This window comes from Serratia sp. Ae19-1 (assembly GCF_059801225.1).
This window is the reverse complement of record NZ_JBCHWD010000002.1, coordinates 134,790-148,724: the sequence shown is the minus strand read 5'-3', so window position 1 is coordinate 148,724 and position 13,935 is coordinate 134,790. Positions and strand designations below refer to the sequence as shown.

Here is a 13,935-nt window from a genome sequence, read left to right as displayed (position 1 = left end):
CCCTATCTGAACCGCGCATCCCACGAAAACAGGAAGGCGGCTTCCCGCTGGCGAGCATCGGCTTCCGCCTGAGCGCCCTGGTAACGCAAGATCATGATCAGCGTGGCGTAGACGTTGGCGTCGATACGGCGCAGCAGATAGGCATCGGCCCACTGTCGATAGCCGGTCAACAGGGCGTCATCACGCGTCTGGTTATAGACCAGCAGCGAATGAGATTGCTCGTCGAAGGTTTTGCGCTCCCGGTAGATCCAGGCGGCCGGCGGCGGCATCTGCTCGATGCTGTCGATGGTGGTCAGCATGGTGCGTTCCGACTGGGTGAGCGCCATGCGCCCTTGCCAGGCGAAGACCGCCATCACCAGCACGCCGATCGCCGCCATCGCCACCGGCAGGCTCAGGGCTTTGGCGAACGGCAGCGGGCGGGGTTCGCCGGTTTGGCCGTCCAGCAACGCCAGCAGCAATAGAAACGCCAGCCAGTGCGGCGCAGACAGATAGAAAGGGTATTCCAGCTGAGTGTGCACCAGCATTGGCAGCAGCACCAGAAACAGCCCGACGCGCGCGCCGGCCGGCTGCTCGCGATCCCGTTGCCAGGCGCGTTTCAGCAGCAGCGCGCCGGCGGCGAGGAGGATAACGATACCCGCCAGCGCCGGCAGGCCGCCCTCAACCCACCACAGCAGGATTTCATTGTGTGGATGCCCGGCGACTTCCAACACTTCTCGCCAGGGCATTTCCTGCAGACGGAAATGCGCGAAGCTGTATTCAAAGCCGCCGTAGCCCCAGCCCAGCAATGGTTTGGCCAGGATCATGGCGCCGACGTCATGCAGCATGGTCAGGCGCGCACTGTTGGAGAATTTGTAGTCATGCAAAACGGTACTTGTCTCCAGACCGAAACCGGTAAACAACACCGTGGTACCGATCGCCACGCCCAACAGCAGCGCGCCGCCGGCCCAGCGGCTTGTGGCCGGATGCTGGCGGGCAAAACGCCACAGCAGCAACGCCGCCGCCAATGCCCCGCCCAGCCAGGCGGCGCGCGATTGAATCAGCACCAGCAGGGCGGAGAAAACGATCAGCAGCGCGAGCAGCGGAAGTTGTCGCCGCCGTGCCGGCGCAGAGAGAGGGACAAGCAGCAGCCAGAGTGCCAAAGCCAGCCCGGTGGCGATAAAGCTGCCCAGCACGTTCGGCTGCTGAAAGACGCCGTAGACCCGGCTGCCGTTAGGGGCTACCCAGGCCAGCGCAGGGGCGAACAGCTGCAGAGCCGCCAGCAATGCCTGAACGCCGACGGCGAACAGCAGGCCGTACAGCAGCAGGCTGCGCTGCCGGGGAGTTGGGCGCAGCTGCAGGCAGGCGACATAGAACAGCCAACCGCCGAGCAAACCGGCGCAGCGCCACAGGGCATCTTCGCGCCACTCGGGGCGGGTATACAGCAGCGGCAGCGCCAGCACGGCGATGCCGAGCAGCAACAGCCGGGCGGTAGGGGTAAGCGAAAGACGGGTACGGCCAAGGCAAACGGTGAAGGCCACTATCAGCGTAGTGAGCTCCATGGCGCTCCAGGCCAGAATATTTTGCGGCAGCGCCAGGCCACCGCCGCCCATGTTGGGGTGATAAACCGGCAAAATCACCGCCATCCAGATCAGCAGCAGGGGCAGCACGGCGGCAGTCGGTATGTTAACGGGGGATTTATCGGTCATGGTAAACCCGCCATGTCTCGATATCGTCTATTGAATGCATGTTTTTATTATTCCCTGTCTTTTATTACGGTGTTTAAATTTGCTGATGCTTCAATTCCTAAAAATATTATGAAAATTTAAAATCATTCATGTCTAAATGATAATTTATTTTCACGCTGAGAATGCGGGGTGCTGCTTGCATAAAGAAAGGTTAAGCCGCATTGGTTCACCTGTAAAAGGCATTTTCGGTGTGTAAAAAATAGAGGTGTCATTTTCTCAAATCTATTGAGATTCAGTCAATTCTTCATTAAGTGATTTAAATTTTCAATTAAAATCAACCAATTGATACCATCTTTGGTGTGAGTTGGCGCAGTGGTGAGAACGACGATGAGCTGCATCGACAGATAAGGCGGAGAATAAAGACGTCAATCCTTTGTTAATTTTATGTTGCCAATGCTGGCGTGGCGGGCGCAATTTATTTTATCTTCACCTGTCGCTTTTTTTTCATATTTGATTTGAGCGTTGTGATTTTATTTTTATTAAGATTTTTCCCGTCTTTGGGTGTTTTTCATGGTTTTTATTTAATGCTCTATTGTTAGGAATATTCTGCTGTCTTGAAAATAAAAGAGACCATGGCCTGAGCCTCACGCTTGACGCGATATGATGCAGATTAACGCGCCCGTAAAAGCGCGTTAATCTCGTCTCTCATTCGCTTACTCCACCTCACCGATCCGCTCCAGCGCATCCACCACCAGATCCCAGAATTTATCCTGATCCAGTTTGACCGCCACCTGGGTGTGGCAATCCGGCGGCGGCGGCGCGCGGAAGTCCGCCACCGTCATGCCTAGCGTCAGGGTGCCGGTCAGTTCGATATCCACCGGTGCCTTGCGCACCGTCATCACGCTGGGATCGATCACGTAGGCGACTGCACAGGGGTCGTGTACCGGCGGGGCGCTAAAGCCCTGCGCCTGTTGGTACATACGGCCAAAGAATGCCAGCAATTCGCCGACGAACGTGGCCGGCCGGGTGCCGAGGGCGGCGATGCGTTCGCAGACTGCCGGCGTGGCCAGCGCCTGGTGGGTGAGATCCAGCCCGACCATGGTCAGCGGCCATTTTTCGTTAAACACGATGTGCGCCGCTTCGGGGTCGATTTTGATATTGAATTCCGCCACCGCGCTCCAGTTGCCCACATGATAGCCGCCTCCCATCAACACCACTTCCTTGACCCGTTCGGCGATGCGCGGCTCTTTGCGCACCGCCATGGCGATATTGGTCAGGCCGCCGGTCGGCACCAGCGTCACGCTACCGGGCGGATGAGCCATCACCGTATCGATGATCAGATCTACCGCATGGCGCGCATCCAACTGCAGGTGGGGCTCCGGCAATACCGGGCCATCGAGGCCGGAATCGCCGTGAATGTCAGGCGCCACTTCGATATTGCGCACCAGCGGGCGCGGGCAGCCGGCGGCGAAAGGCACGCCGGTGATATTGGCGATGCGCGCCACCGCCAGGGCGTTGCGCGTTACTTTATCCAGCGTTTGGTTGCCCACCACGGTGGTGACCGCCAGCAGGTCGATCTGCGGATTGCCCCAGGCCAGCAGCAGGGCGATAGCGTCGTCATGCCCCGGGTCACAGTCCAGTATGATTTTTTTCATGGTTATTCCTGATACAGGGAGAGGTTCCCGCAGCATAACGCAGTGCGGCGAGGTGGGGGAATGCCGATGCGGATTTTGTTAACCACATCAAAGCCTTGCCGATAATTCGATGTAATGAAACGTAAATCCTGCTCGCCGGGCTTTACCCTGGAGTTTACTCCAGGGTTTACAGTGAGGTTCAGCGTTAATGCACAGAGGAGAGGCGTGATGAGCTTACTGAAAAGGTTGTTGGGGCAAGGCGGTGTTAACGGCGGTCATCAGCGCGCGGGTCACCGCGGCGGGCATCATGGCAACCGCTATAGCCAGTATGGCGATCAGGGGCCACAGTGTCCGGAATGCCAGGCGGTGAATAAATCGGGCGCGCGTTACTGTCACCGTTGCGGCCAGCCGTTTGCCGCGGTGAGCGCCACCTGCGGGCAGTGCGCCGCGCCGCTGCCGCCGGGCAGCCGCTTTTGCCCGCAGTGCGGCGGCGGCGTACCGTGAACCGGGGCGGCTGGACGCTCGCGCTGTTGCTCGGCGCGATGGTGCTGTGGACGCTGCTGGCCTGGGGCGTTGCCGGTATGCTGGCCTGGCTCCCGGCGTTGGCGGAGGCGGCCGGCGACGCATCCCTGCCGGTAAACGGCGCGCTGAGCCTGGTGCCGCAGACGATGCTGGACGCCTGGCTGCCGTGGCTGAAACAGCTGGGCAGCGGGCTGGCGAGCTATTTTCCTCTGTTGCTGACCTGGGCGGGTTACGCCGTTTGGCTGCTGTGGGGCCTCGGCATGTTGGCGCTGATGCTGCTGGGCGCGCTGGCGCGCCGCTATTTGAGCGCCGCTCAGCGATAGCCCTGATAGACCGCCGCTACGCGCTCGAAATAGTCGGTTAAATAGTTGATGCACACCTGCACCTTCAGCGGCAGTTTGTCCTTTTCGGTATAGAGCGCGTAGATCGGCCGCGGATCCGAATGGTAGCTTTTGAACAGGATCTCGATCTCGCCGCGTTTGATCTCTTCGATCACCCACATCAGCGGGGCGTAGGCGATGCCGGCGCCGTTTTTCAACCAGCGAATCATGGTGGAGGAGTCGTTGGTCACGAAACGCCCCTGCGGCGAAATGCGCGTGGTGATGCCTTCCGGCGACATCAGTTCAAATTCGCTGTCAGGCCGCACGCTGTATTCCAGCCAGGAGAAGTTAACCATGTCGCTCGGTTTCTGCGGCGTGCCGTGCTGGCTCAGGTAGCTTTTGGCGGCGCACACCACCATCGGCATCTGCCCCAGGCGGCGAGAGAACAGGCTGGAATCCTGCAGCGCCCCGGTGCGGATCACCAGATCCAGCCCGTCGGCGATCAGATCCGGCGCCGGTATGCCGGTCACCAGGTTGACCGTCAGGCCCGGGTACTCTTTCATCATTTCGGCGGTCATGTTCGCCAGCACGTTTTGCGCCATGGTGGAGGAGCTGCCGATGCGCAGCGTGCCGGCGGGCGTATTGTTAAACGCATACAGCTGCTCATGCACTTCACTGACTTCCTGCAGCATGCGCCGGCAGCCCTGATAGTAGATTTTGCCGGCTTCGGTCAGGCCGATGCTGCGCGTGCTGCGGTTCAGCAGCTTGACCTGCAGCTCATTTTCCAGTTTCGAGACGGTTTGGCTGATCGATGAAACGCTCATGTCGAGTTGGCGCGCGGCCGCGGTAAACGACCCGAACTCAACCACTTTGGCGAATACCGACATCCGTTTTAATCTTTCCATTATTCACTCTGGCTTAAAAGTGATTTAGATCACAGATTGTTGATGCCTTGATAGTAAGCAGGCTAATATAACGTGGTCGGGTGAATAGACCTTACCAACGTGCGAGAGCGAGCGGCCCTGCAATCCTGCCGCTCCTCCGGCACCCTCGCAATCCCTGTCGTGGATGTCTGCCCCAAAGTTTAACCTTTTTTCGGGTTCGTGACCTGGACAAGCTGTCCGGTCAAGATTTGTGGCGCGCGCACGCTAAAATGTAAAGAGAATGTGAATGGCAAGGCCCGTCGTCCCCCGGCGCAGTGAACAATAAGGAAAAAGTGATGAGTTTGCTTCCGGTTATGGTCATCTTCGGACTGTCGTTTCCGCCGGTGTTTTTCGAGCTGTTGGTGTCGCTGGCGCTGTTTTTTCTCCTGCGCCGCCTGCTGCAGCCGACGGGGATTTACGATTTTGTCTGGCATCCGGCGCTGTTTAACACCGCGCTGTATTGCTGCCTGTTTTATTTGATTTCATGTCTTTTTGTTTGAGGTCGCTGTGAAAAATTTTTCGATAAAAATAACCCGGATCGCGATCACTTTGATTCTTGTGCTGCTGGGGATCGTTGCGGTGTTCAAGGCCTGGGTGTTTTACACCGAGTCGCCGTGGACGCGCGACGCCAAGTTCACCGCCGACGTGGTGGCGATCGCCCCGGACGTCAGCGGCCTGCTGACCGACGTGCCGGTGGTGGACAACCAACTGGTGAAAAAAGGGCAGGTGCTGTTCGTGGTCGATCGGCCGCGCTATGAGCAGGCCCTGGCAGAAGCCGGCGCCGACGTCGCCTACTATCAGACGCTGGCGGCGGAAAAACGGCGTGAGGCCGGCCGCCGCGTGAAGCTGGGCGTGCAGGCGATGTCGCAGGAAGAGATCGACCAGTCGAACAACTCGCTGCAGACCGTGCAGCACCAGCTGGCGAAGGCCGTAGCGGCGCGCGAGCTGGCGCAGCTGGATCTGGAACGCACCACGGTGCGCGCCCCGGCCGATGGCTGGATCACCAACCTCAACGTACACGCCGGTGAATACATCACTCGCGGCTCGGTGGCGGTGGCGTTAGTGAAGAAAGACTCCTTCTACATCCTGGCTTACCTGGAAGAAACCAAGCTGAGCGGCCTGAATAAGGGCGACCGCGCGGAGATCACCCCGCTGGGCAGCAACCGCATCATGCACGGCACCGTCGACAGTGTGGCGGCGGCGGTAAACAACAGCAGCAGCACGGTCAACAGCAAAGGGTTGGCGTCGATCGACAGCAACCTGGAGTGGGTGCGCCTGGCGCAGCGCGTGCCGGTGAAGATCCTGCTGGACGCCAAGGATCAGCAACATCCGTACCCGGCCGGCACTACCGCGACCGTGGTGATCGTCGGCAAGAACGACCGCAATGCCGACAGCGGCTCGCCTTTTGTGCGCCTGATGCACCGGCTGCGTGAGTTCGGCTGATGAACAGCCCAACCTTCATCCGGCTGAGATTTGCCTTCAAACTCAGCTTCGCGATTGTGTTTGCGCTGTTCGTCGGCTTCCACCTCAATCTGGAAACCCCGCGGTGGTCGGCGATGACCGCCGCCATCGTCGCCGCCGGCCCGGCCTTTGCCGCCGGCGGTGAACCCTTCTCCGGCGCCATCCGCCATCGTGGCTGGCTGCGCATCATCGGCACCTTTATCGGCTGCTTCGTCGGCCTGATCATTATCATCACCACCGCCCGCGCGCCGGTGGTAATGCTGCTGCTGTGCTGCATCTGGGCCGGGTTCTGCACCTGGATTTCTTCGCTGATCAAGGTGGAAAATTCTTACGCCTGGGGGTTGGCCGGTTATACCGCGCTGATCATCATCGTCACCGTCGCGACCAGCGAAGCCCATCTGTTGGAAGCGCCGCAGTTCGCTATTGAGCGTTGCAGCGAGATCGTGCTGGGGATCGTCAGTGCCGTGCTGGCGGATCTGCTGTTTTCGCCGCGCTCGATCAAGCAGGACATCGATCGGGCGGTCGATCAACTGCTGGTGGATCAATACCGCCTGCTGCAGATGTGCATCAGCAACGCCGATAAAGAGGACATCGACCGCGCCTGGAGCAACCTGGTGAAGAGCACCACGGCGCTGGACGGCATGCGCAACAACCTGATGATGGAGTCCTCGCGCTGGCAGAAGGTCAATCGCCGGGTAAAAGCGTTGCATACCCTGTCGCTGACGCTGATCACTCAGGCCTGCGAAACCTATCTGATCCTGCTGAATCACCCGGACGCGTTGCAAGCGAGCCTGCGGGAGCAGCTGATGGTGCCGGCGGAAAACCCGCCGGAGATCCACAAACGCATGAAGCTGCTGCGCCAGGTGCTGACCACCCATCGCTCCGATGAAACGCTGCCGACCATCACCGGCTGGGTCGGCGCGGCGACGCGCTACCTGCTGCTGTCGAAGGGCGTGCATACCAACGGCAGCATCAGCGCGGTGGAAGAGGACGTGTTGAGCAAAGAAACCGTGGTCAAACCGACCTCGGCGGAAGGGCACCACGCGATGATCAACGGCCTGCGCACCTTCGTGGCGACGGCCTTCGGCAGCCTGCTGTGGCTGTGGACCGGTTGGACATCCGGCAGCGGTTTTATGGTGATCATCGCGGTGATCACTTCGCTGGCGATGCGCACCCCGGCGCCACGCATGGTGGCGATGGATTTCGTGCTGGGGATGCTGGCGGCGATCCCGGTCGGTTCCCTGTTCTTCATGGTGATCCTGCCGGCGACGCAGCAGAGCATTCTGCTGTTGTGTCTCAGCCTCGGTCTGCTGGCGTTTTTCATCGGTATCGAGGTGCAAAAGCGGCGGCTCGGTTCGCTGGGGCTGTTAGCGGGGACCATCAACATTCTGGTGCTGAGCAACCCGATGGAGTTTAACGTGACCCAGTTTCTCGACGGGGCGCTCGGCCAGTTCCTCGGCAGCTGCGTCGGGCTGATGGTGCTGCTGCTGATCCGCGACAATTCGCGCGAACGCACCGGCCGCACGTTGCTCAACCAATTCGTCAGCAGCGCGGTGTCGGCGCTGACCACCAAGGCAGCGCGCCGCCGGCAGAACCACCTGCCGGCGCTGTATCAGCAGCTTAACCAGCTGCTGATGATGTTCCCGAACGATATCGCCAAGTATCGTCTGGCGCTGAACCTGATCATCGCCCATCAGCGCATGCAGCGGGCGGAAATCCCGATCAGCGAAGAGCTGTCGGCCTTCCACCGCCAGATCCGCAGCACCGCCGATCGGGTGGTCTCCGCCAAGAACGACGTCAAGCGCGCCTATTACTACGATCGCTTGCTGGGTGAAATGAACGAGTACCAGCAAAAGCTGGTAGACAATCAGGCGCCGCTCAGCGTCACCGGGCCGGTGAAACGCCTGGCCGACATGCTGCATCGCTATCGTCACGCATTGATCGATTGATGCGTTCCCACCTGTTGCGCCGCGCGATGCGGCGCCTTCCCTGACTATACTGAAAGCAATGCCTGGCACGGCGGGTCGTCTCATGTGAGACGGCCCGTTTTCAGAGAGACTCCGAGTGCCAGAACGGCTGGAAAGTGGCATCATTGTCATGAATGGATGAAACCTTCGCCGCCGCGAAAAAGTTACGCGGCGGTCATCTTAGTTTCATCCAGAACGGCTATATACCTAACTAGCCTGGGGGAGCTGCGGCGCCTCCTGCGGCATAATTTCAGGGAATGTCATGAACAAGCGGATTCTGTTGGCGATCGTCATCGCTGTCGTCATCGCCGTTTTCAGCGCCTTGCGCGGCAACGAGCACCGAGCGATCGGCGGCAACCCGGCGGTAACGCAGGCACCGGCATCGGCGGGGCAGCCGCAGAGCATCGATCGGCTCACGCAGCAGCAAACGGTGGTGAGCTACCTGCAGCAGCATCAGCGCCTGCCGGACTATTACGTCACCAAGAAGCAGGCGCGCGAGCAGGGTTGGGATCCGCGTTCAGGCAACCTCTGTTCGGTATTGCCGGGCAAGGCGATTGGCGGCGATCGATTCTCTAACCGTGAGGGGCAGTTGCCGACCGCCGGCGGCCGGGTTTGGCGCGAAGCGGACATCAATTACCAGTGTGGCCGGCGCGGCGCCGATCGCCTGCTGTATTCGAGCGACGGTCTGATCTTCGTCACGCGCGACCATTACAAAAACTTCATTCGTGTGGAGTGAGTTTGATGGCAAAAGTAGAGTTTGATTTTGAGCAGATCCAGGATGTGCCGGCCTTCTACCGCGATTTTGCGCACAAGTTTGCGCTGAACGAGGAGTTTGGCGCCAACCTCGACGCGCTGTGGGACGTGGTGACCGGCGATATCGGTTTGCCGGTGGAAATCGAGTTCACCCACCTGAATGCCCGCAGCAAGCGTCGTTTCGGCGCGATCATTCTGCTGTTTGAAGAGGCGGAAGAAGAGCTGGAAGGCAGCCTGCGTTTCAATATCCGCGAAAGCAGCGGCGAACCGGCGCATCACCGGGGATGAAACGGGTTCATCCCGGGATGGCGGCAGCGCTTAGTCGGTCGCTTCGGCCAGTTCGCGCAGGTATTGGAAGATCTGGCGGTAAGCCTTAGGCGGCTTGTTGGCGGCCTTCTCTTTCTGCGCGTTGCGCACCAGTGAACGCAGCTGTTGGCGATCGGCGGCCGGGTACAGATCCAGGATCGACGGGATAGCGTCATCGCCTTCTTCCACCAGGCGGTCGCGCAGCGCTTCCAGCTTATGGAACAGCGAAACCTGCTGGTTGTGGCGGTTTTTCAGCTTGTCGAGTGCGGTCTGGATCGGCTCGATATCGCGGGCGCGCAGCATCTTGCCGATCAGCTGCAGCTGACGGCGACGGCCTTCTTTCTTGATCTTTTGCGCCAGCTCGATGGCGGCACGCAAATCTTCGTCCAACGGAATGCGGTCCAGCGCGTTTTTGCCCAGATCGACCATTTCGGCCCCCAGGTCTTTCAGCGCTTCGGCATCACGTTTAATTTCACTTTTACTGACCCAGATAATCTCGTCATCGTCCTCGTTTTCATTCTCCGGGACATCGTCGAGCCAGTCTTCAGGCTGTTTGTTCATGGTAGGCTCCGTTAAAAAGAGGCTAATCCTAACAGGTTGTCCGGCAACCCGCCAATTGCGTGCCCTGAGCAAACTGAGTATAGCTGCCACACTGGGGCATTATCATGCCTTGCCGCCTGTCCTCTGAATTCATGCTGTTGTTTTTATCATCATGTCTGTATAAAATTTTATACAAAAGGAGGTGGTATTCATGGATGACGGCATCGAGAAAGCCATTGATTGGCGCGGTTCATCGTTAGCGGATTTGCTGGCCTTTCCAATCGATGCGCGAAAAGCGGCAGGATTTGAACTGAGTAAAGTGCAAAGAGGTCTGGAACCCGGTAATTGGAAACCGATGGTCAGCTGCGGAAGCGGCGTTATCGAAATCCGTTTATATGCCATCGGCGGTGCGTTCAGGGTGGTCTATGTGGCAAAGTTCAGCGAAGCGATCTACGTTCTGCACAGCTTTCAAAAGAAGGCGGAGAAAACCAGCCGCCACGATATTCAGATAATCAAAGCGCGTTATGACGCGGTCATTAATGAGCGGAGTAAAGGTCATGACCAAGCCGATTGATACCGGTTCGCGCCACGTTACGCCAACAGGCGGCAATGTGTTTGCGGACTTGGGGTTTTCCGCCGACGAGGCTCGGCAATTACAAGCGCAGTCCAATGCGGAAATTGCGCAGCTTATCGCACTGAAAAAGCAGCTGATGGGAGAGATCAGCGCGTGGATTGAGGAAGAAGGTTATCGTCAGGAGGAGGCGGCACGTTATCTGCACACTTCCCGGCCGCGTGTGTCCGACGTAGTGAATCAGAAAACCGAGAAGTTCACGCTGGATGCGTTGGTCAACATGATGGCGAATATCGGCAAGTCGATAAAACTGATCGTCGAGTGACGGGGGAGTTTTGCATGTTATCCCGGTTTTGCCTTTCGGCTTTATGCGAAATTCAACGCGGTTCCTGTTAGACTCAACGGCAGAGATCTCAGGATTTTTGCGCGCCGCCTCGCGTGCACAACTACGCCGCTCCGGCACTTTTCTCAACGATTTTCTGATTAATTATGGCAGATTGATGAAAGTAGTCACTCAAGTTGCAGAACAGCGCAAGGCGCTGGAACAGGCCGTTTCTCAGGCGCTGGAGCTGGCCCGCGCCGGTTCCGACGCGGCGGAAGTCGCGGTCACCAAATCGACCGGCATCAGCGTCAGCACCCGCTTCGGCGAAGTGGAAAACGTCGAGTTCAACAGCGATGGCGCGCTGGGCATTACCGTGTATCACCGCCAACGCAAAGGCAGCGCCTCATCCACCGATCTCAGCCCGGACGCCATCGCCCGCACCGTGCAGGCGGCGTTGGACATCGCGCGCTACACCTCGGAAGATCCTTGCGCCGGCCCGGCGGAGAAAGAGTTACTGGCGTTTGAGGCGCCGGATCTCGATCTGTTCCACCCGATCGAACTGGACGCCGAGCGCGGCATCGAGCTGGCGGCGCGCGCCGAGCAGGCTTCGCTGGCGGCGGACAAGCGCATCACCAACACCGAAGGCGGCAGCTTCAACAGCCACTACGGCATCAAGGTGTTCGGCAACAGCCACGGCATGCTGCAAAGCTACTGTTCCAGCCGCCACTCGCTGTCCAGCTGCGTCATCGCGGAGCAGGACGGCGACATGGAGCGGGATTACGCTTACACCATCGGCCGGGCGATGGGCGATCTGCAAAGCCCTGAGTGGGTGGGTCAGGAGTGCGCCCGCCGCACGCTGGCGCGTCTCGCGCCGCGCAAACTGTCGACCATGAAGGCGCCGGTGCTGTTTGCTTCCGAGGTGGCCACTGGGCTGTTCGGCCATCTGGTGGGCGCCATCAGCGGCAGCAGCGTTTATCGCAAATCCACCTTCCTGCTGGACTCGCTCGGCAAGCAGATCCTGCCGGCGTGGCTGACCGTCGAGGAGCATCCGCATCTGTTGAAAGGGCTGGCGTCGACGCCGTTCGACAGCGAAGGCGTGCGCACCCAACGGCGTGATATCGTCAAGGACGGCGTGCTGCAGACCTGGCTGATGACCAGCTATTCGGCGCGCAAGCTGGGCCTGCACAGCACCGGCCATGCCGGCGGCATCCATAACTGGCGCATTGCCGGGCAGGGCGCCGACTTTGCCGGCATGCTGAAACAGCTTGGCACCGGCCTGGTAGTCACCGAGTTGATGGGGCAGGGCGTCAGCGGCGTCACCGGCGATTACTCGCGCGGCGCCGCCGGTTTCTGGGTGGAAAACGGCGAAATCCAATATCCGGTCAGCGAGATCACCATCGCCGGCAACCTGAAAGACATGCTGCGCAACATCGTCAGCGTCGGCAGCGATATCGAAACCCGCAGCAATATCCAGTGCGGTTCGGTGCTGTTGCCGGAAATGAAGATCGCCGGCCAGTGATCCCCAGCGCAGCCGGCGCCCGCCGGCTGCGCATTATCCTGTCTCAACCTTGCTTACAAATCTCCGGTTTCGATTTCGCCCGGCCTTGCCTATGGTAACGGTGGGTTAATTAAAACAATAACTGGAAGGTGAGCAAACATGCAGAATACCCTGAAAGCGCTGGCGGCGTTGGCGCTGCTGGCGGCCAGTTCGCTGGCGGTCGCCGCCGATCTCGGCGACGATATGGACACCCTGGCGGAAAACTACAAAACGGTGCTGAATACCGACTCCGCCGCCACCCTCAAACAAAGCCTGCAGAACATGCGCGCGGCGGCGCAGGACGCCAAACTAGGCACCCCGCCGAAGCTGGAGGACAAAGCCGCCGACAGCCCGGAAATGCAAGATTTTCATCGCGGATTGGATACCCTGATCGGCCAGATCGATCAGGCATTGGCGCTGGCCAGTCAAGGCAAAGTCGCCGAAGCGAAGCAATTGGCGCAGGGCTTCAAGCAGACCCGCGACGCCAACCACAAGAAATTCCGCTAATCCGTCAACCCTCGCGCCCATCCTCCGTCAGATAGGAGGAGGGCGCCTGCCCCAGCACGCGGCGAAACATGGTTGAAAACGCCGCGCTGCTGTCATACCCCATTTCCATCGCCACCTGCGTCACGCTACACCCTTCCGCCAGCAGTGCCAGCGCCAGCACCACGCAGGCGCGCTGGCGCCATTGCGAAAACGGCATACCGGTCTGCGCGCGAAAGAAGCGGCTGAAGGTGCGAATGCTCATGTACAGACGCGGGGCCCACTGCTGCGCGGAGTCGTGGGCGTCGGGATGCTGCAAAAAGGCGTGGCACAGCTCGCCGAGCCGCGGATCGGCGGGCAGCGGGATATGCAGCGGCAAGGGCTGCAGCCGGGCCAGCTCGTGCAGCAGCAGGGTCGCCAGCGCCCCGTCGCGTCCCGCTTGCTCATACTCCAGCGGCATATCCACCGCCGCCATCAACAGCTGGCGCATCAGCGGGGTGACGCTGACCACCTGGCATACCTGAGGCTGTGCGGCGGACAAGGCGCCGGGTTCGAGGTACAGGCTGCGAGTGGTGACGCCGACCATCCTCACCGCGTGCGGCATCTGCGGCGGCAGCCACACCGCGTGCTGTGGCGGGACCACCCAATTGCCTTGCTGCGTGAAAACGTGCATCACGCCGGTGGCGCCGTACAGCAACTGCGCGCGCCGGTGGCTGTGCATCGGCAGCAGATGCCCCGGCGGATAGTCGGTACCGATGGCGATCACCGCGCGCGCTACATGGTCGAAGTCATCAATGCGAACATTGCGCATGTATCCCCTTTGGCGAGCAGATTGGCCGAAACGCAATGATAGTTGGCCCTTCATATAAAGCAAGCCAGCTCCCCGGGTTCTACTATCGGGGCAGAAAAATAATGCTTGTCCGGGGCGCCGT

Annotated in this window: 16 protein-coding genes; 11 read left to right on the top strand and 5 right to left on the bottom strand. The window is 59.8% G+C overall.

Annotated features, from left to right (window positions below; all coding sequences use genetic code 11):
- Window positions 1-2: 2 nt before the first annotated feature.
- Together AAIE04_RS06190 and uriH are read right to left on the bottom strand one after the other, a co-directional pair.
- Window positions 3-1,685 (bottom strand): PglL family O-oligosaccharyltransferase, encoded by a 1,683-nt coding sequence (locus AAIE04_RS06190; RefSeq protein WP_498576678.1) that lies wholly within the window; start codon window positions 1,683-1,685, stop codon window positions 3-5.
- A 692-nt stretch (window positions 1,686-2,377) separates the two neighbouring features.
- Window positions 2,378-3,319 (bottom strand): uridine-preferring nucleoside hydrolase UriH, encoded by a 942-nt coding sequence (gene uriH, locus AAIE04_RS06185; RefSeq protein WP_498576677.1) that lies wholly within the window; start codon window positions 3,317-3,319, stop codon window positions 2,378-2,380.
- A gap of 207 nt (window positions 3,320-3,526) precedes the next feature.
- On the opposite strand from uriH, the gene AAIE04_RS06180 reads away from it, so the two are divergent.
- Together AAIE04_RS06180 and AAIE04_RS06175 are read left to right on the top strand one after the other, a co-directional pair.
- On the top strand, window positions 3,527-3,802 hold the full coding sequence (locus AAIE04_RS06180; RefSeq protein ID WP_498576676.1) for a zinc ribbon domain-containing protein: 276 nt from the start codon (window positions 3,527-3,529) through the stop codon (window positions 3,800-3,802).
- Window positions 3,799-4,143, top strand: a complete 345-nt coding sequence (locus AAIE04_RS06175; protein WP_063918689.1) for a hypothetical protein — start codon at window positions 3,799-3,801, stop codon at window positions 4,141-4,143. Before AAIE04_RS06180 ends, AAIE04_RS06175 begins: the two co-directional genes overlap by 4 nt.
- On the opposite strand, the gene aaeR is transcribed toward AAIE04_RS06175, so the two are convergent.
- Entirely contained in the window at window positions 4,134-5,045 is a 912-nt protein-coding gene (gene aaeR, locus AAIE04_RS06170; protein ID WP_025160124.1) for an HTH-type transcriptional activator AaeR, read from the bottom strand. The genes AAIE04_RS06175 and aaeR overlap by 10 nt on opposite strands.
- A gap of 314 nt (window positions 5,046-5,359) precedes the next feature.
- Between aaeR and aaeX the strand changes: the two genes are divergently transcribed.
- The 5 genes from aaeX (at window position 5,360) to AAIE04_RS06145 (ending at window position 9,532) form a co-directional block, all read left to right on the top strand.
- Entirely contained in the window at window positions 5,360-5,563 is a 204-nt protein-coding gene (gene aaeX, locus AAIE04_RS06165; protein WP_004936952.1) for a p-hydroxybenzoic acid efflux pump operon protein AaeX, read from the top strand.
- A 7-nt stretch (window positions 5,564-5,570) separates the two neighbouring features.
- Complete coding sequence (aaeA, locus tag AAIE04_RS06160; RefSeq protein ID WP_025160123.1) at window positions 5,571-6,506, top strand: p-hydroxybenzoic acid efflux pump subunit AaeA; 936 nt, start codon at window positions 5,571-5,573, stop codon at window positions 6,504-6,506.
- Window positions 6,506-8,473, top strand: a complete 1,968-nt coding sequence (gene aaeB, locus AAIE04_RS06155) for a p-hydroxybenzoic acid efflux pump subunit AaeB (protein WP_019453159.1) — start codon at window positions 6,506-6,508, stop codon at window positions 8,471-8,473. Before aaeA ends, aaeB begins: the two co-directional genes overlap by 1 nt.
- A gap of 280 nt (window positions 8,474-8,753) precedes the next feature.
- Window positions 8,754-9,227 carry a ribonuclease gene (locus tag AAIE04_RS06150; protein WP_019453158.1) on the top strand — a complete coding sequence of 158 codons (474 nt, stop codon included), beginning with the start codon at window positions 8,754-8,756 and terminating at the stop codon, window positions 9,225-9,227.
- Window positions 9,228-9,232: 5 nt separating this feature from the next.
- Window positions 9,233-9,532, top strand: a complete 300-nt coding sequence (locus tag AAIE04_RS06145) for a barstar family protein (RefSeq protein WP_019453157.1) — start codon at window positions 9,233-9,235, stop codon at window positions 9,530-9,532.
- Window positions 9,533-9,562: 30 nt separating this feature from the next.
- Here the strand turns inward: AAIE04_RS06145 and yjgA are convergent, their stop codons facing one another.
- Entirely contained in the window at window positions 9,563-10,111 is a 549-nt protein-coding gene (yjgA, locus tag AAIE04_RS06140; protein WP_197667931.1) for a ribosome biogenesis factor YjgA, read from the bottom strand.
- 190 nt (window positions 10,112-10,301) lie between these two features.
- Here yjgA and AAIE04_RS06135 point away from each other — a divergent pair, with 190 nt between their 5' ends.
- From AAIE04_RS06135 to cybC, 4 genes are all read left to right on the top strand, one after another.
- Window positions 10,302-10,664 carry a type II toxin-antitoxin system RelE/ParE family toxin gene (locus tag AAIE04_RS06135; protein ID WP_498057279.1) on the top strand — a complete coding sequence of 121 codons (363 nt, stop codon included), beginning with the start codon at window positions 10,302-10,304 and terminating at the stop codon, window positions 10,662-10,664.
- The gene (locus AAIE04_RS06130) at window positions 10,648-10,986 is read left to right on the top strand and encodes a helix-turn-helix domain-containing protein (protein ID WP_498057278.1); all 339 of its coding nucleotides are present in this window, start codon (window positions 10,648-10,650) and stop codon (window positions 10,984-10,986) included. The genes AAIE04_RS06135 and AAIE04_RS06130 overlap by 17 nt, the downstream gene beginning before the upstream one ends.
- Window positions 10,987-11,161: 175 nt before the next feature.
- Window positions 11,162-12,502, top strand: coding sequence for a metalloprotease PmbA (gene pmbA / locus AAIE04_RS06125; RefSeq protein WP_154747280.1), 1,341 nt, complete (start codon window positions 11,162-11,164; stop codon window positions 12,500-12,502).
- A gap of 138 nt (window positions 12,503-12,640) precedes the next feature.
- Complete coding sequence (gene cybC / locus AAIE04_RS06120) at window positions 12,641-13,027, top strand: cytochrome b562 (protein ID WP_498576675.1); 387 nt, start codon at window positions 12,641-12,643, stop codon at window positions 13,025-13,027.
- Window positions 13,028-13,031: 4 nt separating this feature from the next.
- Here cybC and AAIE04_RS06115 read toward each other — a convergent pair whose 3' ends face one another.
- Complete coding sequence (locus AAIE04_RS06115; protein ID WP_498576674.1) at window positions 13,032-13,814, bottom strand: AraC family transcriptional regulator; 783 nt, start codon at window positions 13,812-13,814, stop codon at window positions 13,032-13,034.
- Window positions 13,815-13,935 lie beyond the last annotated feature (121 nt).

Coding starts and splice junctions, on each gene's coding strand:
- AAIE04_RS06135 (WP_498057279.1), top strand. CDS start 10,302: ATGGATGACGGCATCGAGAAAGCCATTGATTGGCGCGGTTCATCGTTA.
- AAIE04_RS06130 (WP_498057278.1), top strand. CDS start 10,648: ATGACCAAGCCGATTGATACCGGTTCGCGCCACGTTACGCCAACAGGC.
- aaeX (WP_004936952.1), top strand. CDS start 5,360: ATGAGTTTGCTTCCGGTTATGGTCATCTTCGGACTGTCGTTTCCGCCG.
- cybC (WP_498576675.1), top strand. CDS start 12,641: ATGCAGAATACCCTGAAAGCGCTGGCGGCGTTGGCGCTGCTGGCGGCC.
- yjgA (WP_197667931.1), bottom strand. CDS start 10,111: ATGAACAAACAGCCTGAAGACTGGCTCGACGATGTCCCGGAGAATGAA.
- pmbA (WP_154747280.1), top strand. CDS start 11,162: ATGAAAGTAGTCACTCAAGTTGCAGAACAGCGCAAGGCGCTGGAACAG.
- AAIE04_RS06180 (WP_498576676.1), top strand. CDS start 3,527: ATGAGCTTACTGAAAAGGTTGTTGGGGCAAGGCGGTGTTAACGGCGGT.
- uriH (WP_498576677.1), bottom strand. CDS start 3,319: ATGAAAAAAATCATACTGGACTGTGACCCGGGGCATGACGACGCTATC.
- aaeB (WP_019453159.1), top strand. CDS start 6,506: ATGAACAGCCCAACCTTCATCCGGCTGAGATTTGCCTTCAAACTCAGC.
- AAIE04_RS06150 (WP_019453158.1), top strand. CDS start 8,754: ATGAACAAGCGGATTCTGTTGGCGATCGTCATCGCTGTCGTCATCGCC.
- AAIE04_RS06145 (WP_019453157.1), top strand. CDS start 9,233: ATGGCAAAAGTAGAGTTTGATTTTGAGCAGATCCAGGATGTGCCGGCC.
- aaeR (WP_025160124.1), bottom strand. CDS start 5,045: ATGGAAAGATTAAAACGGATGTCGGTATTCGCCAAAGTGGTTGAGTTC.
- AAIE04_RS06115 (WP_498576674.1), bottom strand. CDS start 13,814: ATGCGCAATGTTCGCATTGATGACTTCGACCATGTAGCGCGCGCGGTG.
- AAIE04_RS06190 (WP_498576678.1), bottom strand. CDS start 1,685: ATGACCGATAAATCCCCCGTTAACATACCGACTGCCGCCGTGCTGCCC.